A 21401-nucleotide genomic window follows, 5' to 3' on the forward strand; every position below is an offset into this window, starting at 1 on the left:
TGGGCGAGGTGCACCAGGGCGACGACGACGCCCGGCGGCTGTTCGAGCGGGTCCTCGGCACCATCGCCGGGCGGGTCGTGGAGACCCGCAAGACCCTCGCGCAGCGGCTGGCCGACCCCGAGGCGGCGCCGCGCGGCGGGGAGTCCCCGGCGGAGCGGGTCCGCCGGGAGGCCGAGCGGGTCGTCTACGACTGGCCGGAGTGGAAGCTGCTGTTCGACGCGGTCACCGACGGGCGCGTCGTGGCCGAGGCACCCGCCGACCTGCCCGAGGAGTGGCGCGACCTGCTCGACGCGCAGCACGTGCCCGTGGACGTGGCCGAGTTCCTCGGTCCCTACCGGGATGCCTGCCGGGTGATCGCCGAGGCGAGCAGCCGGATCGTCGAGCAGCGGGTCGATGCCCACCTGCGCGAATGCGGCCTGGTGACGCCCGACGAGCGGCAGCTGCTCCAGGCGGTGCTGACCGAGCCCGTCCGCAGGGAGCTGGCGGACCTGAGGGTCGGACCGGCCCTGCTGCTCGCCGTCGAGCGCGTCACCCACCCCGAGATCACCGCGGCCAAGGCCTGCGCCGCCTCCGAAGCACCGCCCGTGGCGCCCGAGGACGGTCGGCGGTTCCCCCTGGATCCGGGGCGGGCCCTGGCCTGGCATCCGGCCTCGCCACGCCGGGACCGGGAGTCCTACACCGGGCTGGGCCAGCTGCTGCGCCTGCGGTGCGAGATGGCGGACGCCGTGACCGACGAGCGCCTGCAGCTCCTCGCCGGACAGCTCGCCGCTGCCGCGACGGCCCTCGCCCGGCAGCTGCAGGCGGTCAACGGGGCACTGACGAAGGCGCAGCAGAACTCGGCCGAGCTGGTCGCGCTCGTCGGCCGGGTACGGGCGTCTCGGAACACCACCGCGACCACCGGGAACGAGGAGGGACCGCGATGACGGAGGGGACGGCGCGCCCGGGCGGCGCGACGCCGCACTTCGAGTGGCCGCAGGACCCCTCCTTCGCCGGGACGGCGTCCGCCCCCGGCCCTGCGCCGGAGCAGCAGGCGGCCACCCCCGCGGCCCCGGCACCCGCACCCGCGCCGGGCAGGCGCGAGCGCGGCGAGGCGGGCTACCGCGGGCGGGCCGCATTCGACCTGGGGACGACCACCGCCACGGTCGCGGTCTGGGACGCGGGCCGTTCGGAGTTCCCGTCCCTTTCCCCCGCCCAGCGACGCAGGCTCGCCGACGAGTTCGCCGACCTGCTCGACTCGGACCCACCGGGCCCGCAGGAGCTCGTGCTGCACTGGAAGGAGTTCCGCACCGAGCTGGCCGAGCTGCTCGGTCGGCTCGGTACGGTCGCGGGCACCGGGCCGTCGACCAGTGCCGCGGAGCACCTGCGGCGCACGTCCGGGACCGGCGAGCCGCTGCACCGGGTCATCGCCGAGCTCGAGCGCCTGCGGGTGAACCGCGGGCCGGCCATGACCCGCTTCCTCACCGCACGGCTCGCCCACTGCTACGACCAGGCGTTGCAGCTGCCACCGCTGGACTCCCTGCGCTACTACAAGGCGAACCTGCACGGCCCGCACCAGGAGCTGCCGAGCATCGTCTGGGACACGGGAGCCGACGGCGAACCGCGGTTCCGGCTGCTGCATCCGGACGAGGCCGGGGCCAGGGTCGGCTACCGCGGCCTGAAGCAGCAGCTGGGCCGCAGCACCCCGCGCGTCGGCGCCGGGGCGGGCGCGCCGGGCTTCGACGAGCTGATGACCGGTGCGCTCGCCGACCTGGTGCGCCGCACCGACCGGTACCTCGCCCAGTTCCGCTCCGAGCTGGAGCTCTCCGCCGGGCTGCTCACCGACGTGGTCGTGACCTACCCGACGATGGCCCCGCTCGCCGTCCGCGACGCGCTGCGGGCGATGCTGCACGAGGCCGGCATCCTGAGGGTCGACACCGACTTCGACGAGGCGCTGGCCGCCGCCATGTTCTACGTCCTGCGGGAGGTCGGCGGGCGCACCGATCTCGCGGTGGAGGCGTTCACCGCCCGCTGCGACCCGGTTCCCGGGGCGAACCGCACCGAGGCCGGCAGGCCGACCGCCTGGCGGCAGAACGTCCTCATCGTCGACGTCGGTGGTGGCACCACCGACGTCGCCCTACTCGAGCTGGTGCTGCATGACGAGACCGACCGCACCGCGCCCGGTGCCGGCTCGCCGCACTACGGCCGCTACTTCCGGCTGCGTCCCACGCTGCTCGGCACCACCGGGGCGGGCCAGCGCGGCGGTGACTACCTCACGCTCCAGGTGTTCCGCTGGCTGAAGATCCTGCTCGCCGACCACGTGCTGACCACGGTCCCCGCGGTCCGCGACGCGGTGCAGGAGCGTCTCGGCGACCGGTTCGTCGACCGGGAGACCCGCTACCTGCCGGGCAGGCTCGTCGAGGTGGGGCTCGGTGGGCTCCCGAACCTCCGGGAGGCGGCGCGGGCCGCCGGGCATGTGGTCCCCACCGAGTGGCGCGACAGCACCCCCGGCCGGGCGGGCACCGCTGCGCAGCGTGAGCAGCTGTTCGGCAAGCTGTGGTCGCTCGCCGAGACCGCCAAGCGCGACCTCGGCACGAAGGCGGTGGCGGACATCGACGAGGTGCGGCTGCGCGAGCTGCGCGACGACGTCCTCGACCTGTACGGCCAGTCGACGGCCGCGGCCGTCCCGGCGTTCGCGCTGCGGCAGGAGGACTTCGTCGGGCTGGTCGGCGACGAGGTCGGCCACGTGATGGACTTCGCCGCCGACCTCGCCCGCGTGCGGCTGTCCGACCTGCCGCGCCGGCGCGGGCTGCCCGAGCAGCCGCTGCACGAGGTCGTCCTCACCGGCCGCGGTTCGCTCCTGCCCCTCGTCCGGTCCGAGCTGGTCAGGGCGCTGGACAGCCGGTTCGGCGGCTCGGGCGGCGAGGTCCGCCGCGTGCCGCCGGTGGTCGGCTACGGCGACGAGTTCGCCAAGCACGCCGCGTCGATCGGGGCGTGCTGGGCGGCCACGGTCGACACGCGTGCCCAGCGCGACGTGCAGGCGCAGCTCGCCGAGGGCGCCACCTGGCTGACCGTCGACGTCGACAACCTGTTCCGCAGCATGCGGGCGGCCTTCGTCGTCCGGGCTCCGGGCGGCGTGGGTTCGGCGGGGGCCACCCGGCTGTTCGGGATGGACGCCGAGCTGAGGATGACCGACACGCACCCGGAGCCCGTGGTGCGCTCGGACTGGGTGCCGTACCAGAACCCGTTCCTGGTGGACCGGGTCCAGGGCACGGACACCACGGTCGAGTGGGCGCACCTGCGCCTGGAGGAGTACCTGGCGGTCCACCCCGTGGCGGGCTTCGAGCTGCGGCACGAGCAGGAGGATCGGCTGTACGTCCAGGTGGAGGCGGCGGCGAGCCTCGACATCTGGGCGTGGTTGTGCTGCGGCCGCACCCCGATGATCGACCTCGGCGCGGCCCCGACGCGGTGCGACCTGCGGGCCAAGCTCGGCGAACCGGGCGAGGGCGGCACGTACGACCGGGTGCCGGCGACCGTCGAGGTGGACCGGGCCATCGACGGCTTCCTCGACGACGGCGGCACCCGCGACCCGGTCTTCCGGGCAGGCGACCCGTTCGACCGGACCGTCGAGGTGAACGGCGAGCGCCGCCGGGCCCGGGTCGGCGGGCCACTGCCCACCCCGCGGGAGAGCGGATGGGCGTTCAGCTGCCGGGCCGCGGACCAGGACCCGGCGACCACCCACCCACCCGACCTCGTCGCAGCGCCGCCGGTCGCGGCGGGCAGGCGCCACCACGCCGTCCTCGACGACCGCGGTGTCCTCCACGTCGTCGCGGGCGAGCCGGGCTACCGCGCCGCCCGCGATCTCCAGGAGGTGTTCGAGGACGAGGGGACGGCGCTGCGCATCCCGATGACCTCCGGCGAGCCCGACTACAAGCCCGTCGACGACCCCTTCACCGGGCACCAGTGAACGCACCGCTGAACAACGCACCACCGGACGAGGCCGCCGGGCTGGAGGAGCTGCTGCGTGCGGCCCTGCGCGGCCCGTCGGCGGCCACCGCCCGCGCGGCGGTCGCCGGGGCGGTCGCCGCGCTGCGGACGGCCGTGGATCCGGTCCTCGGGGACCCCGCTGCGGCGCCCGATCCGGCCGTCCGGCGGGCCGCCGACGTCCTCGCCGGGTTGGTCTCCGGGCCTGTGGAGAGTGCCGCTGCACCGCTCGATCCCGTGGCGGCGCTGGCCACCGCGTTCGCCGCCGACCCGGACGTGGCCGTCTGGATCGGCGCGACCGCGGTCCTGCACGGGGACCCGGGGGAGAGCTGGTTGCGGCTGTGGCTGTCGTTCCTGCGCCTGCCGCCCGACCTCGCCGAGCACTGGCGGGCCCGCGCCCGCCCGCTCGCCGCCGGGGAGCGCCCGTCCCAGTGGCGAGAGGTGGCGGGGGCGGACGCCGTGCTGGTCGAGCCCGCGTTCGGGGTCGCCGGGCTGCGGGAGAGCAAGGACCCGGCCGGCTCCCCGGACGTCCCGGCGCTGCCCGGGCGGTGTGCGGAGCTCGGCAGGCTCGCCGGGACGGTGCTCACCATGGCCGGGCTCGACCCCGCGCTGCACCACGCGCTGGAGAGCCGCCAGAGCCGCAACGTCCATTCCCTCGGCGAGCCGGCCCACCTCGCCGACCTGCACCGCGACCTCCTCCGCCGGATCACCTACCTCGCCGCTGCCGAGGCGGGCAGCCCGGCGGCGCTGCGCGAGCTGACCATGGTCGACGAGGCCCTCTGCTCGGTGGTGCACGTCCCGCCGGCGCATCCGGACAGCTGGTGGGGTGCGCTCGGGCGCCGCTCGCGGGCGGTCCTGTCCGCCGCAGCGGCCGACCTGCGGACCCGGGGCGCCGACGTCGAGGTCCGGGTCGTCCCGCCGGGCGACTACGCCGCCCAGGAGAGGTGGATCGGCCGCAACAACGTCGCCTGCTCCGTCCCGGGCCGCCCGGCCGGCCAGATCCTCGCCTGCCTGCGCGCCTACCTGCGCCTCGGTGCGGACGAGTACCCGGCCCGCGTCGTCTACGTCCGGGACGACGGGTGAGGATCGTGTTCCTCGGCCGGTCCGGCGCGGGGAAGACCACGATGATCGCCTCCGGCCTCGCCGAGCTGACGACGAGCCTCGGGCTGCGGGTCGCGGTGCGCGACCGCCAGCGGCTGGCACGGGCCCGCAGGGCCGTCGCCAGGGGCAGGCGGGCCCCGCGCACCCGCGGCGTCCCGACCAGCCGGGCCGTCACCCGAAGCGGTGCCCGCCTCGACTGCACCGACCACGACGGCCGGCTGCTCGACCGACCGGTCCCGGACGACCGGATGGCCGCCGCGCTCGCCGTGTGCGAGGCGCTCGTCCTGGTGGTGGACGCCACGACACTCACCGAGCACGTGGCACCTGCCAGGGTCGCGCGGCTCGCCGTCGAGGTGCGGCGCCGGGTGCACGCGCTCGAACGCGACCCGCGTCCGGTCCGGCTCCCGGTGGTGCTGGCACTCACCCACACCGACCGGCTCCCGGCGGCGGACGTCCGCAGCGCCACGGCGCTCTTCGACCCGATCCGGGCCGCGGCGGGCGGCCGGATCGCCGGTATCACCCTGCCGGTGTCCGCGGCCGAACCCGAGCGGTGCGCGCTTCCGCTGCTGTGGTGCATGCGCCACGAGCGCGCCGACCCGCTCGTGGAGGCCGCGCTGATCGACGTGTGGCCGTCGGGGGTGGCGCACCCGTGGACGGGCGCGGCGCAGGCGCGCTTCGGGGTCGCGTCGTGAACCCGATCACCGTGACCATGATCGGTGCTCCCGGCTCGGGCAAGACCACCTACCTCTACGCGATGTTCACCGAGCTCGCCCGCGGCGTCGACGCCTACGGGATCTACGACCGCGACCGGGACAGCGAACTGGAGCTGCTGGAGGGCTGGCGGGCGCTCGCCGAGGAAGGGGAGGTCCCGGAGGCCACCGACGAGAACCCCCGGTTCCACGAGTTCGTCGTGCAGCACGGCGAGTACACCGCGGCGGTGCTCAGCTGGTCCGACTTCCGTGGCGGCGCCCTGTTCTCGCGTTCCGACCAGCACTCCGACGTCGTCCGGTTGCAGGAGCGGCTGCTCGCCTCCGACTCGATCCACCTCGTGCTCGACGGTGCGAAGCTCGCGAGCGATCCGTCCGGGTCGTCGCCGCGGCTGCGGGCGGAGCTCGGGGTGGAGCGCATGTCGACGTTCGTCCGCAGCGCGGTCGAGGCGCGGGTGCAGCAGCGCCTGCCGTTGCCGTCGGTCGTGGTGCTGATCACCAAGGCGGACCGGATCGTCAACGCGGCCAACGACGAGGGCGTGCCGCACGAGCAGCGGATGGGCGAGGTCGTCGAGGCGGTGATCGACCTTCTGCCGGTCCTGCGCCGGTCGGGGCTCACCACGATGGTCTGCCCCGTGCAGGTGGGCTGGTTCGGCGCCGCGCAAGGCCGGGTCGACCCGACCCGTGTCGACACTCAGCGCCTGCACCAGCCGATCCTGTTCACCGTCCGGCACCGGTACGTCGTCGAGCGGTACCAGCAGCAGGCGGCGCTGGCCGAGCTGGACGCCGCGATCTCCTCGGACAAGGCCGAGCTGGCCGCTCTCGACAACCGCCTTCTCGCCGGGCGACGGCGCCGCGAGCTGCGCGACGCCGTCGACGACGCCGAGCGGCGCAGGAGCGCGGCCACGCATGCCGGGGACACGGCGGACTACTGGACCTCGATCCTCACGACGTCGATCGACGGGGACGTGCCGATCTTCCACCAGGGACGGCGGGTCGACGGAGGCGGCGGTGTCTGACGCCGGCTGGGCACCGCTGGTCTACGCCAGGACGCCGGCCCGGGACGACTGGTGGCGGGCCGTCCCCGGGCTCCGCTCCGGCGGCCCGCCGCCCGAGTGGCGCTCCGCGGTGGTCCACGCCGCCGTCCAGGGTGGCCGGGACCTGCGGCACGGGCCGCGGTTCCTGCTGGCGTGCGCCGGCGGCACGCGGCTGGTCGGGGTGGCCTGCCGGGCGGTTGAGCTGAGCGCGTCGATGCACACCGACGGTGCCCGGGAGCTCTACGGGTTCGTCGGCTGGTTCGGCCGCGCGCGGCCGCCGGAGCTGGCCGACCTGCGGGCGCACTACCGGCAGTGGGCCGGGGCGGAGTACGAGCGGCGGCTGCGGCCGGTGTGGGACCTCGGCCCGACGCAGGCGACGCCCGCCGAGCCGACCGGCCCGGCGCCCGGCCCGTGGGGCGAGCTCGCCGCCGCCGACGCCGACCCGTTGGAGGTCGGACGGTCGGGCGCGGTCGAGGTGTGGCCGGAGGACGATGCCGAACAGCTGTGGCGGGCCGCGGCGGCCAGCACCGAACCCGTCGTCGTGGTGACCGGCCTGCGGGTCGCGCGGCCCGGGCGGCTGGTCGGGCTCACCCATGTGGCGTCGATCCACGTCGAGGAGCGGCAGGTCGTCGTCACCGACCGGGGGGCTGAGCACGGGGTCGACGAGGGGAATGACGAAGGGAACAACGACGCTGCCCGGACCGCGAGCGGGCCGCCGGAGCGTCGGCGGCCGGTCCTCTCGCAGGTCGGGACGTGGTTGCGGCGGGCCACCGGGAGGTGAGCCGTCACAGGTACTCCATGACGAGCACGGCCGAGCTGGCGGGTTCGAGCGCGTCGTAGAGATGGGCGACGTCGCCGGGGAAGCACGCGTAGTCGCCCTGGCCCAGCTCCACCGGCGCATCGGCCGGCCCGCAGCGCCACCGCCCGGAGACCACGACCAGGTGCTCGACGGTGCCCCGGATGTGGGCGTGCGCCTCGCGGGGCGCGCCGGGTTCGCCGGTGACCACGTGCAGGTCGCGGCGCGCCCCGGACGGGCACGCGGCGAGCAGGGTGCCCGTGTAGCGCGCGTGGTCGCTGGCGATCGTGGGCCCCTCACCGGCACGGACGACGCGCATGGCGGGCGCGGGCGGGTCCACGAGCGTCGAGAACGGCACCTCCAGGACGACGGCGAGCGCCCAGAGCGTCTCGATGCTGGGGTTGCCGGTGCCCGACTCCAGCTGGGAGAGCGTCGACTTCGCGATGCCAGCGCGCCGGGCCAGCTCGGTGAGCGAGAGGCCGTGGCGCTCGCGCTCGCGGCGGAGCGCGGCGGCGATGGTGGCGAGCGGGGCCGTTCGCTGCATCGGTCTCCTCATTCGACTTGACGAACACCAGGCAGGTGTTCAGTGTAGAGGGCATGCGTTCGCTATATCGAACGGTGCATCCGGACGATCTGCGTGACGCCCTCGCCGTCGCCGCCGCGGTGGGCCTGGTCGGCGCCTCGTTCGGGGCCCTCGCCGCCGCCGCGGGCCTCTCGATGGCGATGAGCGTCGGGCTGTCGCTGCTGGTCCTCGCGGGTGGCTCGCAGTTCCTGGTCGTCGCCGTCACCGCGGCGGGCGGCGGCGCGGTGGCCGCCGTCGCGGGCGGCCTGCTCATCAACGCCCGCCACCTGCCCTACGGTCTGGCGGTCGCCCCCGTCCTCGGCGACCGCCCCGCCGCCAGGCTGCTCGGCGCACACCTGCTCATCGACGAGGTCGTCGCGTTCGCCCGCGCCCGCACCGCGTTCGGCCTGGAGCGGGCCCGCGCCGCCTACTGGACCTGCGGCATCCTGCTCACCGTCTTCTGGAACCTCGGCACCGTCGCCGGCGTGCTCGCCGGGTCCGCCGTCCCCGACACCGACGTCCTCGGGCTCGACGCCGCCTTCCCCGCGGCGCTGCTCGCGCTCCTGCTTCCGGGGCTGCGGCGGGCCGACGCCCGCCGCGTCGGGCTCACCGGCGCGGCAGTCGCGCTGCTCGCGACCCCGTTCCTGCCGGCCGGGCTGCCCGTCCTGCTGGGCCTGCTCGGGCTCGCCGTCGCGGGCCGGGAGCGGTCATGACCTGGGGTGCGGTCCTCGCGCTGGCCGCAGGCACCTACCTCATCCGCCTGACCGGGCTGCTGCTGCGCGGGCGCGTCGAGGTGCCCGCCCGCGTCGAACGGCTGCTCGACCTCGCCGCCACCGGGCTGCTCGTCGCCCTCGTCGCCACCGCGGCGCTCACCGACGGTGACGGCTTCGCCGGGTGGGCACGCGCCGCGGGCGTCGCTGCCGGGGGGCTCGCGGCCTGGCGACGCGCCCCGTTCGTGCTGGTGGTGCTGCTCGCCGCGGCCGTGACGGCCGGGCTGCGGCTGCTCGGCGTGCCGTGAGCGAGGACCGGGTGAGCATCGCAGCGAGCTCCGGCGAGCGAGGAGCGGAGGCCGGTCCGCAGCGAACCATGGACACTGTGAGCGAGGACCGGGTGAGCATCGCAGCGAGCTCCGGCGAGCGAGGAGCGGAGGCCGGTCCGCAGCGAACGATCGACACTGTGAGCGAGGACCGGGTGAGCATCGCAGCGAGCTCTGGCGAGCGAGGAGCGGAGGCGGGTCCGCAGCGAACGATCGACACCGTGAGCGTGTAACGCCCGACCGGGTGTACCCGTAGCAGTAGACGGGGGACGCAGCGCGACGCGGAGGGGGAGACGTGACCGGCACCCGCACGAACCGCGCCGGGCTCGCGGCGCTCATCGCCGTCGTCCTCCTCGGCGGGCTCGCCGTCGCGTTCGGTGTCGTGCGGCTGCAGAACGCGTCCGCGGGGGAGACGCTCGTCCTCGAGCAGGCCGGCGAGCCCGGGGACTCGCCGTTCGCCCCGCCACTGGCCGCCCAGGTGCAGCCCAAGGCACCCGCGGGCGACGGTGCGCCCGGCGTCAACCTCGAGAGCGAGGTCTGCGACCCCGAGGACCTCATTGCCCAGCTGCGCGCCGACCCCGCGAAGGCCGCCTCCTGGACCTCGGCCCTCAACTCCGACCCCACCTTGCGGTGGAGCGGCGGCACGACGGTGACCGTCGAGCAGATCCCGGACTTCATCCGCGAGCTCGCGCCGCGCACCCTGCCCGAGGACCTGCGCGTCACCAACTACCGCTACACAGCCGGCGCCCCCACGTCGGTGCAGTCGGTGCTGCAGAAGGGCACCGCCGTGCTCGTCGACCAGAGCGGCGTGGCCCGCGTGCGCTGCAAGTGCGGCAACCCGCTCACCCCGAAGAAGACTCTCGTCTCCGCGCCGCGGTACGTGGGCGAGCCGTGGCCGGGCTTCACGAAGGTCCAGGTCGTGGTCGTCGAGGACGGCGCGCCGCGTTGCGACGAGGGCGAGTACTACGCGGACGGGCGGTGCCGCGACGTCCCGCGCTGCGAGGACGGCGGGTACTTCCGCGACGGCGCGTGCCGGGCCCCGCCGCGCTGCGACCGGGACGAGTACCCCGACGGCGACGGTTGCGCACCGCTGCGCTGCGACGGCGACGAGTACGCCGATGACGGCTTCTGCAAGCCGTTGCGCTGCCCGGAGGGCCAGTTCCCCGAGGACGGGCAGTGCCGCGACGAGCCGTCGCCGCCCGGCGAGCCGGGGGACGGCGACGAGCGGCCGGGTGACGTGCCCGGTGACGCCGATCCCGCGAACAGCTCTGGCGGCTCGGACGGCCCTGATGGCTCGGACGGCTCGGGCGGGGAGAGCGGTCCCACCGAAGCCCCGCCGCCGGTGCCGCTGCCTGCCCTCGTGCCCTCTCAGGCCGCACGGACCGGTCCCGACCCGCAGACCCCGCCCAGCACGAGCGCGGGCGGCGACGTCGGTTCTGCTCCTGCTCCCTCGTCCGATCCCGGCCGGCCGACCGGGGTGCCGTCCACGGGCGCGGATCCGTCGACGCCGCCGCCGTCCGGTGGGGCTGGAGACCCGGATCCGTCGACGACGGTCACGGCGCCGGATCCGAAGCCCGACACGACGCCACCGTCGACGGTCGTGGAGCCGCCACCCCCGACGTCCCCGCCCACCTCTCCGCCACCTGCCGGCACGTCCACGGAACCGGAGACACCGTCGGTCGGCTCGGGAACACCGGTACCCGCGACGTCGGAGCCGACCACGCCGCCGCCGTCGACCGAGCCGGAACCCACGGAGCCTCCGACGAAGAAGGCCGACCCCAGCACGCCGCCGGCGAGCACGGCGGTCGAGCCCGAGTCCGAACCCCCCGCACCACCCACCGACCCGCCGACGAAGAAGGCCACCCCGAGCACGCCGCCGCCGGCGAGCACGGCGGTCGAGCCCGAGCCGACCCCGACGGCCACGCCGTCACCCTGCACGGACCGGGACGCGGACGGCGTCTGCGACCGCACCGACCCGTGCGTCGACCCGGACGGCGACGGTGTCTGCCTCGCGCCGCAGCGAATCCGGTAGCCCGGGGTGACCCCGAACGGAGCGACCGGCGCGTGCCGCGGTGTCGCCGTGCACACGTCGGACCATGTGCACGGCGACAGCGGCGTGTGCACCGCGCGAGAGGGTGTGCGCCACGCCGTGGCCACGAAGCCCGACCGGCTGGAGGTTACGGTGTTCGGCCCAATCGCCGTGGGTCCGGGCACGGATACGCTTCCTCCGCACGGGGCAGGTCGGGGGACACGCACCGTCGTGGTGAGGCGGCAACCGGGGGTGCCCGATGAGCAGGGGTAGGGGCACGACCATCGCTCTCCTCATGGCGGTCCTCACCCTGTTCGCCGCCGGAGTGCTCACGGCGATCGGCCTGGTGGGCTTCCCGAGCCTCGCCAATGCCGACGAGAAGCTCTACCTGGAGGCGGTCGAGGATCCGGGGGAGAACCCGTTCGTGCTGGCCGCGGGGTCGAAGGGGCCGGTGAACGTCCCGACCGAGGGGTCCAAGACCGGCGTCACGGTCGAGACCGTGGACTGCGATCCGGCCGCGCTGGTGGCGACCCTCGAGGCAGACCCCGTGCTCGCCGCGGCGTGGACGGCCGCGCTCAACTCGGACCCGACGCTGCAGTGGAGCGGCGGCTCGCAGGTGCAGCCCGACCAGGTACGCGCCTACGTCGCCGAGCTCACCGCGCAGCGGCTGAGCCAGGACCTGCGCGTCACGAACTTCCAGTACACGAAGGGCGCGCCGACGTCGGTGCAGTCGGTGCTGCAGGCCGGCTCGTCGGTCCTCGTGGACCGGGCCGGTGTCGTTCGGGTGCGCTGCAAGTGCGGCAACCCGCTCACCCCGAAGAGGCTGCTCACGGCCAAGCCCGTCTACGAGGGCACGAAGTGGGACGGGTTCGTCGAGGTGGAGGTCGTGGTCGTCACCCGCTGCGACCCCGGCGAGTACTGGGACGGCAACCGGTGCAGCGACATCGACTGCCGTGACGGCTACTACTACGACGGCGGTGCCTGCCGCCCCATCAAGTGCGACGACGGGGAGCAGCTGAGCGACGGCCACTGCCGGCCCGTCGACTGCGACCGGGACGACGGGCGGTCGCACGACCGCTGCGAGCCGCCGAAGTGTCCCGAGAACACGAACTACGACGGGCACCGATGCGAACCGCCGCAGTGCCCCGACGGGGAGTATGCCGTCGGTCAGGACTGCCAGCGGCCCCAGTGCCCCGACGGTCAAGCCTGGCAGGACGACCAGTGCGCCGCGCCCGAGTGTCCGACCGACACCGCGTTCACCGGTAGCGGCTGCGTTCCGGACCCGTGCACACAGCCGGACGCTGCCACGGACTGCACTCCGCCCTGTGACACCGGCTTCGGCTGGTCGGCGGGCACGCAGATGTGCGAGCCGGTCCAGAAGGCGACCCTGCCCGAATGTCCGGCCGACAGCACCGCGCTGGAATGCGAGACCACCACGGTGCCGGACGGAACGGCACTGCGTAGCGGGCAGGCCGGCACGACCACGGTGGCCCCCGACGAGACCACGACGACCACGGCGCCGCCGGACGACACGACGGCTCCCGGCAGCGTGGTTCCGCCGGTGATCCCGCCGGGCCCGGCCGCGGGCCTGCCGTGCCCGACGATCCCCGGTCTGCTGCTCACCGACCCGCGATGCCCGCAGCCGGCGCCGACCACCACGGAGGCACCCACGACTACCACCGGCGCACCGACGACGACGGGCGATGCCGGTCCGACCGGCGACCAGGGCGGCAGCGGGGCGGGCACCTCCGAGAACAGCGGTCCGAGCACCAGTTCGGGCAACGGTGGCTCGGGGAACGGCAGCTCGGGCAATGGCAGCTCAGGGAACGGCAGCTCGGGCAACGGCAGCTCGGGCAACGGCAGCTCGGGCAACGGCGGCTCAGGCAGCAGCGGATCCGGTGGAGGCAACGGTTCGGGCGGAAACGGGGACTCCGAGAACAGCGACTCCTCCGACGACGGGAACTGACCCGGCGAGGTGACCTCGCAGACCCCGCACTCGGTTCGCAGGGGCTGCAACCCCTGCGAACCGTGCCGGGCCCCTGCGAAGGCGGACGACGGGGCCCCAGGTCAGGGGATGAGCAGCAGCTTCCCGGTCGTCTGGCGGCCCTGCAGGTCCTCGTGGGCCTCACGGGCCTTGTCGAGCGGGTACCGGTGCCCGATGCGGACGTCCAGCGTCCCGTCGGCCACGGCCGCGTACACGGCCGCTGCGCGCGCCGTCAGGGACTCGCGGGTGTCGACGTGATCGAAGAGCTTCGGCCGGGTCAGGAAGAGCGAGCCGCCCGCGTTGAGGCGCTGGGGGTCGACCGGGGGCACGGGGCCGCTGGCGGCGCCGAACAGCACGAGCGTGCCGCGCTTGCGCAGGCTCGCGAGGCTCGCGTCGAAGGTGGTGCGCCCGACGCTGTCGTAGGCCGCGGCGACGCCGACCCCGCCCGTCAGGTCGCGGACCGCGGCGGCGACGTCGTCCACCTCCGTGTAACGGATCACGTCCGCCGCGCCGGCCCCGCGGGCCAGCTCTCCCTTGGCCGAGGTCGACACGGTCGCGATGACGCGGGCCCCCTTCGCCGCGGCCATCTGCGTGAGCATCAGCCCGACCCCGCCCGCCGCGGCGTGGATGAGGACGTCGTCACCGGGAGCCACCCGGAAGGTGTCGTTGACCAGGAAGTGGGCCGTCATCCCCTGCAGCAGCGCACCGACGGCGATCTCGTCGGAGACCCCGTCGGGCACGGGCACGGCATGCGTCGCGGGTACGGCGACGAGCTCGGCGTAGCTGCCGGGGACCTCGCACCAGGCCAGCCGGTCGCCCGGCGCCACGCCCTCGACACCCGACCCGACGGCCCGGACCCGTCCGGCCCCCTCCAGGCCGAGGACGAACGGCACCTTCGTCGGGTAGATGCCTTCGCGCTGGTAGGTGTCGATGTAGTTCACCCCTGCCGCCGCGACCTCCACGAGCACCTCGCCCGCCGCGGGCTCGGGATCGGGCGTCTCCGTGGGCGTGAGGACCTCCGGTCCGCCGTGCCTCGCCACCACCACCGCGCGCATCGCGCCTCCCTCCCGATCACCGTCCGCGGCGGCGAGCCTACGCCGCGACGGCCTGTGCGGCCGGGGTTGTCCACCGGCGCGGGACGGCCGGGTCATCGGGCGAGGGCGGGCTCCCCGGCCGTCGAGGTCGCAGGAACACCCGTGCGCTCGGTGAGGCCCGACCACAGCGCCGCCGCCGCGATCGTCACGGCAGCCGCGCCGAGGACGTGCAGCGCGACGAGCACCTCGGGGACGCCGAGCGCGTACTGCGCCGCGCCGAGGACGCCCTGCGCGAGGACGACCCCGACGAGGACGAGGTAGCGGCGCCACACCCGCGCCGGCGGGGGGAGGACCCGCAGGGCGAAGCCGAGCGCGACGAGCATCCCGAGGTAGGTGAACAGGAGGTCGGCGTGCAGCTGCGCGGTCGCCGGCACCCCCAGGGCGAGGCGGGGGGTGTCGGAGTCGCCCGCGTGCGGCCCGGCGGCGGTCACGAGCGTGCCCGCAACGAGCAGGGCCGTGAGGACGACGGTGCTCGTCGCGACCAGCGCCCGGACGGGGCGGGGCACGACCGCCCGTGGCGGGCCGTCCCCGTCGGTGGCGGCGCCGACCAGCTGGACGGCAAGCCACACCAGCACCATCGACACGAGGAAGTGGACGGCGACGGTCCACCAGGCGAGGCCGGTGAGCACGGTGATCCCGCCGATCACGGCCTGCGCCACCACCCCGACCGGCTGGACGGCCGCGAGCCGCACCAAACGGGCCCGGCGGGGGCGCACGGCGAGGGCGGCGAGCAGGCAGGCGCCCGCCACGACGACCACCACGAACGTGAGCAGGCGGTTGCCGAACTCGACCCACTGCGTCAGCGCGGCGATCTCGGGGTGCGCGACCGGGACCATGCTGCCCGGGAAGCACTGCGGCCAGGTCGGGCAGCCGAGGCCCGAGCCCGTGACGCGCACGACGGATCCGGTGACCGAGATCCCGGCCTGCGCGACGACCGCCGCGATCGCGAGGCGCCGCATCAGCGACGGCGAGACCCGGCCGGCGAGGGTGGACAGCACGTCCCGATCGTAGGCGGGACGTCCCGATCGTAGACGGGGCGCACCCCCGGCTCCCGCCGTGCCCGCGAGTTCCGCATTCCATCAGGCCGAGTTCGCGGTCTCACCGGACGGAACGCGCCACCCGGCCCGATGAGATGCGCAACTCGCGGGCGCAGGATGCGCAACTCGCCGGCGCAGGATGCGCAACTCGCCGGCGCAGGATGCGCAACTCGCGGGTCAGCGCAGGCGGACCGTCCGCGCGGCGACCGCCCCCGCCACCACGGCCCAGGCCACGAGCACCGATACCGGCCCCCAGCCGGGAGCAGCGCCGGTGACGAGGGCGGTCCGCAAGCCCTCGGCCAGCGCACCGGACGGCAGCACGGCCGCGACGACCGCGAGCGGCTCGGGCAGCTGCTCCAGCGGCACCACGATGCCGCCCGCGAGCAGCAGCACGAACCACACGAGGTTCGCGACGGCGAGGACGATCTCGGCACGCAGCGTGCCCCCGAGCAGCAGCCCGGCCGCCCCGAACGCGGCGCAGCCGAGCAGCACCAGCAGCAGCGCCCAGCCGAGCCCCGCGACCGGCGGCCGCCAGCCCAGCGCCAGCGCGAGCCCGCCGAGCACGAGGATCTGCACCACGACCACCCCGAGCACCGCGACCAGCCGGCCCGCGACCAGCAGCCACCGCGGCAGGGCGGTGGCGGCGAGGCGCCGCACCACGCCGTAGCGGCGGTCGAACCCCAGCGCGATCGCCTGCCCGGTGAACGCCGTGGACATGACGGCGAGCGCCAGCACCGACGGCACGACGTGCGCGACCCGGGGCTCGGGCAGCGCCACGACGTCCACCAGGGTGAGCCCGACCAGCAGGACTGCCGGGATGAGCAGGGTGAGCAGCGCCTGCTCGCCGTGGCGCAGCGCGAGCCGAAGCTCCGTGCCGGCCTGGGCGGCGAGCATCGCGGGCCGCGACCCGGCACCGGGCCGTGGCGCGAACGTCCCCGGCGGGAAGGGCTGAGTCACGACCGCAGCTCCCGCCCGGTGAGCTCCAGGAAGACGTCCTCGAGGCTGCGGCGGGTGACCTGCACGTCGTCGGCGAGCGCGCCCTGACCGGCGCACCAGGCGGTGACGGCCGCGAGCACGGGCGGCGAGATCCGCCCCTGGACGAGGTAGCGCCCGGCCACCGGCTCGGCGGCCGAGTACCCGTCGGGCAGCGCGGCGGCGAGGTCGGCGACGTCCATGCCGGGCCTGGCCCGGAACCGCAGCTCCTGCTCGTGGCCGCCGCGGCACAGCTCGGCCGGGCTGCCCGCGGCGACGGCGCGGCCGGCGTCCATGATCACGACGTGGTCCGCGAGCGCCTCGGCCTCGTCCATCAGGTGCGTGGTGAGCAGCACCGAGACCCCGTCGCGGCGCAGCGCGGCGACGAGGTCCCACACGAGGCGGCGGCCCTGCGGGTCCATGCCGGCGGTGGGCTCGTCAAGGAACACGAGCTCCGGGCGCCCGACGATGGCGCAGGCCAGCGCGAGCCGCTGCTGCTGCCCGCCGGAGAGCCGCTTGTACGGGGTGCCCGCGCACGAGCGAAGCCCCAGCACGTCCACCAGCCAGGAGACGTCGAGCGGGTGTGCCGAGCAGGCCGCGACGACGCGCAGCATCTCCAGCGCCTTCACCCCGGGGTACGCCCCGCCGCCCTGCGGCATGACGCCCATGCGGGCGCGCAGGGCCTCGGGGGCACCGGCGGGATCGAGGCCGAGCACGCGAACATCGCCAGCGTCCCGGTCCACGAAGCCCTCGCAGATCTCGACGGTGGTGGTCTTGCCCGCGCCGTTGGGACCGAGCAGCGCCAGCACGGACGCGGGGAGCAGCTCCAGGTCCAGGCCGTCCACCGCGGTGACCGCGCCGGAGCCCGAGCCGTAGCGCTTGACCAGGCCGCGCACCGACACGGCAGGCGCGGACGGGCTCACGGGCGCGATTCTACGACCGGTCGAGGACGGCCCTGACGAGGTACACCGCATAGGGCCCCCAGAGCGACATCGTCAGGTAGGCGGCGTCCCCGTCGAGGTGCCACGGATGCAGGTAGCCGCCGTACAACCCCGGGTGGCGTGCCCCGTCGACGAGGGTCTCGCCATCCGTCCACGGCCCGGTCGGGTGCGCGGCGCTGCGCAGCACGATCCGCCCGCCCGCGAGGTGGACCATGAGCCAGCGGCCCAGCCCGGTGTGGAACGCGACCGAGATCTCCCCGGCGGGCCCGGACGCGACCGGGCGCGCCTTGCGAACGCGTGGCGACCACGAGCTGCCCGTCCAGTGCCGGTAGGCCGCGGGATCGCCGACCTCGGCCGGATCCACGCGGGCGCAGAACACGGGCCCGCGGCGGCCGTTGCGGGTGTGCAGGAACCACACCCAGCGCGGCGAGCGGGCGAACGCGCCCATCTGCATCGTGCGCCGCCCGAACGGGCGGTTCGGCCAGCGGGCGGCGAGGTCGCGGGTCCACGTGCGCCCGCCGTCGTCGGAGACCGCGATACCGCCGTGGTTGCTGCGCCAGCGCCCGGGAAGGAACCAGCGGCGCACGGACATGTAGTGCAGGTACTGGCGACCGTCGACGGCGATCCCGGCGGTCGGGATGACGGTGCGCTCGCTGCGCCGCCCCGTGCGGGGCACGACCTCGGCCGCGTGCCCGTCGGTGTCGGTGACCATCTCGTCGAGGACGAGCCCGCGGGAGAGATCGGCGCAGGTGCTACGGGCGAGCGTGTTGAACCGCCAGTCCGCGGTGCGCGGGCCGGTGCCGGGCGGGCACCAGCCCTCGCCGTAGGTGTCGCCGAACGCGCAAAGCACCCCGCCCGCGCCGTCGTCCCAGAGGATCCCCAGGTCGGTCCCGTGGACGGCCCAGCGCCCCGCCGTGTGGTTGGGCGGGTGCGCACCCGTCACGGGCTCGAGGATCTCGACGCCGCGTACCCGGACGCTCATCCGGTTCCGGTGCGCCGCGCCCACCACCGCGCCACGAGCACCGTGCCGACGAGGAGCGCGAACGCGGCCGCGATCGCCATGGGGAGCTGGTAGGGCCGGAAGTTGAAGTCCGCCCCGGTCGGGGGTACGAGCAGCGCCGCGACGGCCGACGCCGCCACCATGACGGCGCGCCAGCGGGGCAGCTGCGGGGTGGCGGCGAGCGGCAGGATCGCCCAGAGCAGGTACCAGGGGTGCACGACGGGCAGCAGCAGCACCGTCGCGCCGTACGCGGCGCCCAGCCCGGCGAGCGGGTCCACCCGCCCGGCGAGCGCGGCGAGCAGGTAGTGGACCACGACGACGGCGGCGACGAGCCCGCCGATGCCGCGGGTCAGGGTGAGGACGGTGTCGGTGTGGATGCCCATCCCGGCGAGCGTGCCCATCCCCCCGCTGACCCGGCCCAGGTCGGTGGTGATCGACAGCAGGCTGCGGTAGGCGTTCGGGCCGTCGAGGGTGCCGAGCCAGCCGAACCCGAACCCGGACGCCCACCCGATCGCGGCCGCGACGGCCGCCGCGATCACCCCCAGCGGGACGGCCGCCGCCACGACCAGCCGCACCTGCGTCCACGGCCGCGCATCCCGAGCGCCCCATCGGCGGGCCAGAGCCACCCCGAGGAAGCCGAGCGCGAGCAGGGCGGGGAGCTTCACCATGGCCGCCGCGCTGATCAGCACCGCGCCCGCGACCCAGGAGCGGCCCAGCCCGATCTCCAGGCCCGCGAGCAGCAGGCCGAGCATGAGCGCCTCGTTGTGCACGCCGCTGACCAGGTGGAACAGCACCATCGGGTTCGCAACGCCGAGCCAGAGCACCACCGCGGGATCGGCGCCGAACCGGCGCCCGAGCCGGATGAGTGCCCAGACGATCAGCGCCAGCCCGGCGAGCGCGAGCACCCGGTGGGCGACGACGCCGAGCAGCAGCCGGTCCTCCGCGAACGGCACCATCAGCTTGCCGACCCACAGGAACAGCGGCCCGTACGGCGCGGGAGTGTGCTGCCAGATCGTGGGGATCGAGCGCACGAGCGGGTCGTCGACTCCCAGCGCCCCTGCGGGGCCGAGCCGGTACGGGTCGAGCCCGCGCAGCGAGATGGCCTCCTGCCCGAGGTAGGTGTAGACGTCGGTGGAGAACAGCGGCGGCGCGATCGCGAGTGGGAAACCCCAGAGCGCCGCGGCCCGCCCGACGGCCCGGCCCCCGATGCGCTCGGCGCCGTCGCGCTGGTGGGCCCACAGGCGCTGGCCCAGCCACAGCCAGGCGACGACGACCATCCCCATGCCCAGATAGGTGATCGTGAGCGCCGCCGAGACGTTGCGGATCGGCAGGCTGAGCACGCGGATGCCGAACAGCGGGTTCGGCACGGGGAGCGCGCCCGCGCCGAGCGCGCCGAAGGCCATGAGCAGGGAGCCGGTCAGCCCGAAACGGCGGATGGTGCGGGCGAGCCGGTCGCCCGCGCTCTCGGGTCGCAGGTCGACCCCGATCTCGTCCGTGCGGACGGTCGTCACGCCGCCAGGCTAGGGGAGGCCGGACCGGCGCCGGCGCCGACCCGACGGCGCCGGCAGGTGGCGAGCAGGACGACGGCGAGGATCGCGATGCCGCCGAGGATGGCGATCGGCAGCTGGTAGGGCCGCAGGTCGAAGCCCGAGCCCGTCGGCGGGGTGAGCAGCGCCGCGAGCGCGAGGACGAGGACCATCGCCTGGCGGTGGCGGTGCCGCAGCGCGCAGGCGGCCAGCGGCAGCGCGATCCACAGCAGGTACCAGGGATGCACGACGGGCCCGAGCAGGATGACCGCCGCGAACCCCAGCCCGGTGCCGGTGACCGTGTCCAGGTGCCCGCGCAGGACCTCGAGCAGCAGGAACACGCACAGCACCGCGCTCACCAGCCCGCCGATGCTGCGGGTGAGCGTGAGCACGGAGCGGGTGTGGTCGCCGAGCCCGCCGAGGATCCCGAGCTGGCCGCCCAGCTGCCCCGTCCACGTGCTCATCGACATCCAGTTGACGACGGCGTTGGGCACCGTGAGCGTGCGGATCCAGCCGAAACCCAGGCCGCTGCCCAGCGACACGGCGGTCAGGACGGTGCCCGCGACCACGGCGAGCACCGCCGCGGCCGCCAGGACGTCCCGCAGCCGCGCCCCCCGCTCCCGCGCGACGTGCACGCCGACGAACCCGAGCGCGAGCAGCGCGGGCAGTTTGAGCGCTGCGGCCAGGCTGATCAGCACCGCGGCCGCGAGCCACCGGTGCGCGAGGGTGAGCTCCAGGCCTGCGAGGACGAGCCCCAGCACCAGCGACTCGTTGTGCAGGCCGCTGACGAGGTGGAGCATCACGAGCGGGTTCGCGACGGCGAGCCACAGCGCCAGCGCGGGATCCACCCCGGCCCGGCGGGCGAGGCGCTGCACCGCCCACGCCACGAGCACCAGGCTCGCGATGCCCAGCACCCGCCACGCGACGGTGCCCAGCGCGACGTCGGTGCCGGCGACGCGCAGCACGCCCTGGCCGAGCACGAGGAACCCCGGCCCGTACGGGGACGGCGTGGTGCGCCAGATGGTGGGGATGTTGCGGGTGAGCGGGTCGTCGACGCCGAGGGCCTGGGCCGCACCGAGCGTGTACGGGTCCAGGCCGCGCGCGGCGATCTCGCTCTGCGCGAGGTAGCCGTAGACGTCGCGGCTGAACATCGGTACCGAGAGCGCGAGCGGCACGGCCCAGGTGACACCGGTGCGCAGGACCGCCGCGACAGTGAGGCCGTCCCTGCGGACGATGCGGCCCAGCCAGAGCCATGCCAGGACGAGCATGGCCGTGCCGGCGTAGACGAGCGCGATCGCCAGTGTGGCGTTGCGGGCGAGCAGACCGACGACGCGGATCCCGAAGAGCGGGTTGGGCACGGGCAGGGCGCCCGCGCCGAGCGAGCCCAGCGCCATGAGCAGGGTGCCGGCGAGGCCGAACCGCCGGACGAACCGGAGCCGGGAGGTGGTGCGCGCGCCGGCGTGCCGTCCGCGGTCCGCGGCGCGGTGCCGGGACCTGCCCGGCTCCCGGACGGCGGGGACCTCCCCGGCGACCTGCCCCGCACCGCCCGATCGGGCGGGTGGCACCGGCGCGGCAGGCGCGTCCGGCGCGCGGAGATCCGGCGGCGCCATGCGGGCCGA

The 21401-nt window shown here is 75.4% G+C and carries 18 protein-coding genes; 10 read left to right on the forward strand and 8 right to left on the reverse strand.

Annotation, left to right across the window (positions count from 1 at the left end):
• The 6 genes from AB7J25_RS18010 to AB7J25_RS18035 all read left to right on the forward strand — a co-directional run.
• Positions 1 to 923: hypothetical protein (locus AB7J25_RS18010; protein WP_428510506.1), on the forward strand; the 923-nt coding region annotated here is incomplete at its 5' end.
• Entirely contained in the window at positions 920 to 3943 is a 3024-nt protein-coding gene (locus tag AB7J25_RS18015) for a hypothetical protein (protein ID WP_428510508.1), read from the forward strand. The genes AB7J25_RS18010 and AB7J25_RS18015, both read left to right, overlap by 4 nt.
• Positions 3940 to 5043 (forward strand): hypothetical protein, encoded by a 1104-nt coding sequence (locus AB7J25_RS18020; protein WP_428510510.1) that lies wholly within the window; start codon positions 3940 to 3942, stop codon positions 5041 to 5043. Before AB7J25_RS18015 ends, AB7J25_RS18020 begins: the two co-directional genes overlap by 4 nt.
• Positions 5040 to 5753: a hypothetical protein gene (locus tag AB7J25_RS18025; RefSeq protein ID WP_428510512.1), complete on the forward strand. Its 714-nt coding sequence runs from the start codon at positions 5040 to 5042 to the stop codon at positions 5751 to 5753. Before AB7J25_RS18020 ends, AB7J25_RS18025 begins: the two co-directional genes overlap by 4 nt.
• Entirely contained in the window at positions 5750 to 6787 is a 1038-nt protein-coding gene (locus AB7J25_RS18030; protein ID WP_428510514.1) for a TRAFAC clade GTPase domain-containing protein, read from the forward strand. The genes AB7J25_RS18025 and AB7J25_RS18030 overlap by 4 nt, the downstream gene beginning before the upstream one ends.
• Positions 6780 to 7586, forward strand: coding sequence for a hypothetical protein (locus AB7J25_RS18035; protein ID WP_428510516.1), 807 nt, complete (start codon positions 6780 to 6782; stop codon positions 7584 to 7586). Before AB7J25_RS18030 ends, AB7J25_RS18035 begins: the two co-directional genes overlap by 8 nt.
• A gap of 4 nt (positions 7587 to 7590) precedes the next feature.
• Here the strand turns inward: AB7J25_RS18035 and AB7J25_RS18040 are convergent, their stop codons facing one another.
• Positions 7591 to 8145, reverse strand: coding sequence for a helix-turn-helix domain-containing protein (locus AB7J25_RS18040; RefSeq protein WP_428510518.1), 555 nt, complete (start codon positions 8143 to 8145; stop codon positions 7591 to 7593).
• A 53-nt stretch (positions 8146 to 8198) separates the two neighbouring features.
• Between AB7J25_RS18040 and AB7J25_RS18045 the strand changes: the two genes are divergently transcribed.
• The 4 genes from AB7J25_RS18045 to AB7J25_RS18060 all read left to right on the forward strand — a co-directional run bounded on the left by AB7J25_RS18045 (position 8199) and on the right by AB7J25_RS18060 (position 13194).
• Positions 8199 to 8876 (forward strand): AzlC family ABC transporter permease, encoded by a 678-nt coding sequence (locus AB7J25_RS18045; protein ID WP_428510520.1) that lies wholly within the window; start codon positions 8199 to 8201, stop codon positions 8874 to 8876.
• Positions 8873 to 9181 (forward strand): AzlD domain-containing protein, encoded by a 309-nt coding sequence (locus AB7J25_RS18050; protein ID WP_428510522.1) that lies wholly within the window; start codon positions 8873 to 8875, stop codon positions 9179 to 9181. The genes AB7J25_RS18045 and AB7J25_RS18050 overlap by 4 nt, the downstream gene beginning before the upstream one ends.
• A 313-nt stretch (positions 9182 to 9494) precedes the next feature.
• Positions 9495 to 11231 carry a DUF6777 domain-containing protein gene (locus AB7J25_RS18055; RefSeq protein ID WP_428510524.1) on the forward strand — a complete coding sequence of 579 codons (1737 nt, stop codon included), beginning with the start codon at positions 9495 to 9497 and terminating at the stop codon, positions 11229 to 11231.
• A gap of 292 nt (positions 11232 to 11523) precedes the next feature.
• A complete protein-coding gene (locus AB7J25_RS18060; RefSeq protein WP_428510526.1) occupies positions 11524 to 13194 on the forward strand; it encodes a DUF6777 domain-containing protein in 1671 nt (556 codons plus the stop codon).
• A gap of 101 nt (positions 13195 to 13295) precedes the next feature.
• Here AB7J25_RS18060 and AB7J25_RS18065 read toward each other — a convergent pair whose 3' ends face one another.
• The 7 genes from AB7J25_RS18065 to mptB (AB7J25_RS18095) form a co-directional block, all read right to left on the reverse strand.
• The gene (locus tag AB7J25_RS18065) at positions 13296 to 14267 is read right to left on the reverse strand and encodes a quinone oxidoreductase family protein (protein WP_428510527.1); all 972 of its coding nucleotides are present in this window, start codon (positions 14265 to 14267) and stop codon (positions 13296 to 13298) included.
• Between the two features lie 92 nt (positions 14268 to 14359).
• Positions 14360 to 15265, reverse strand: a complete 906-nt coding sequence (locus AB7J25_RS18070; RefSeq protein ID WP_428510568.1) for a COX15/CtaA family protein — start codon at positions 15263 to 15265, stop codon at positions 14360 to 14362.
• A 255-nt stretch (positions 15266 to 15520) separates the two neighbouring features.
• On the reverse strand, positions 15521 to 16300 hold the full coding sequence (locus AB7J25_RS18075; protein WP_428510529.1) for an ABC transporter permease: 780 nt from the start codon (positions 16298 to 16300) through the stop codon (positions 15521 to 15523).
• On the reverse strand, positions 16297 to 17217 hold the full coding sequence (locus tag AB7J25_RS18080) for an ABC transporter ATP-binding protein (RefSeq protein WP_428510570.1): 921 nt from the start codon (positions 17215 to 17217) through the stop codon (positions 16297 to 16299). Before AB7J25_RS18080 ends, AB7J25_RS18075 begins: the two co-directional genes overlap by 4 nt.
• Positions 17218 to 17248: 31 nt before the next feature.
• The gene (locus AB7J25_RS18085; RefSeq protein WP_428510531.1) at positions 17249 to 18238 is read right to left on the reverse strand and encodes a DUF4185 domain-containing protein; all 990 of its coding nucleotides are present in this window, start codon (positions 18236 to 18238) and stop codon (positions 17249 to 17251) included.
• Positions 18235 to 19767, reverse strand: coding sequence for a polyprenol phosphomannose-dependent alpha 1,6 mannosyltransferase MptB (mptB, locus tag AB7J25_RS18090; RefSeq protein ID WP_428510533.1), 1533 nt, complete (start codon positions 19765 to 19767; stop codon positions 18235 to 18237). The genes AB7J25_RS18085 and mptB (AB7J25_RS18090) overlap by 4 nt, the downstream gene beginning before the upstream one ends.
• Positions 19764 to 21392, reverse strand: a complete 1629-nt coding sequence (gene mptB, locus AB7J25_RS18095) for a polyprenol phosphomannose-dependent alpha 1,6 mannosyltransferase MptB (RefSeq protein ID WP_428510535.1) — start codon at positions 21390 to 21392, stop codon at positions 19764 to 19766. The genes mptB (AB7J25_RS18090) and mptB (AB7J25_RS18095) overlap by 4 nt, the downstream gene beginning before the upstream one ends.
• Positions 21393 to 21401 lie beyond the last annotated feature (9 nt).

The sequence above is a fragment of the Pseudonocardia sp. genome (assembly GCF_050246655.1).
In the GTDB taxonomy this organism is placed as follows: Bacteria; Actinomycetota; Actinomycetes; order Mycobacteriales; family Pseudonocardiaceae; genus Pseudonocardia.

Bases quoted from the DNA above. Each gene is read 5' to 3' on its own strand.
- AB7J25_RS18015 (WP_428510508.1), top strand. From the start codon at position 920: ATGACGGAGGGGACGGCGCGCCCGGGCGGCGCGACGCCGCACTTCGAG.
- AB7J25_RS18060 (WP_428510526.1), top strand. From the start codon at position 11,524: ATGGCGGTCCTCACCCTGTTCGCCGCCGGAGTGCTCACGGCGATCGGC.
- AB7J25_RS18065 (WP_428510527.1), bottom strand. From the start codon at position 14,267: ATGCGCGCGGTGGTGGTGGCGAGGCACGGCGGACCGGAGGTCCTCACG.
- AB7J25_RS18085 (WP_428510531.1), bottom strand. From the start codon at position 18,238: ATGAGCGTCCGGGTACGCGGCGTCGAGATCCTCGAGCCCGTGACGGGT.
- AB7J25_RS18050 (WP_428510522.1), top strand. From the start codon at position 8,873: ATGACCTGGGGTGCGGTCCTCGCGCTGGCCGCAGGCACCTACCTCATC.
- mptB (WP_428510535.1), bottom strand. From the start codon at position 21,392: ATGGCGCCGCCGGATCTCCGCGCGCCGGACGCGCCTGCCGCGCCGGTG.
- AB7J25_RS18070 (WP_428510568.1), bottom strand. From the start codon at position 15,265: ATGCGGCGCCTCGCGATCGCGGCGGTCGTCGCGCAGGCCGGGATCTCG.
- AB7J25_RS18040 (WP_428510518.1), bottom strand. From the start codon at position 8,145: ATGCAGCGAACGGCCCCGCTCGCCACCATCGCCGCCGCGCTCCGCCGC.
- AB7J25_RS18045 (WP_428510520.1), top strand. From the start codon at position 8,199: ATGCGTTCGCTATATCGAACGGTGCATCCGGACGATCTGCGTGACGCC.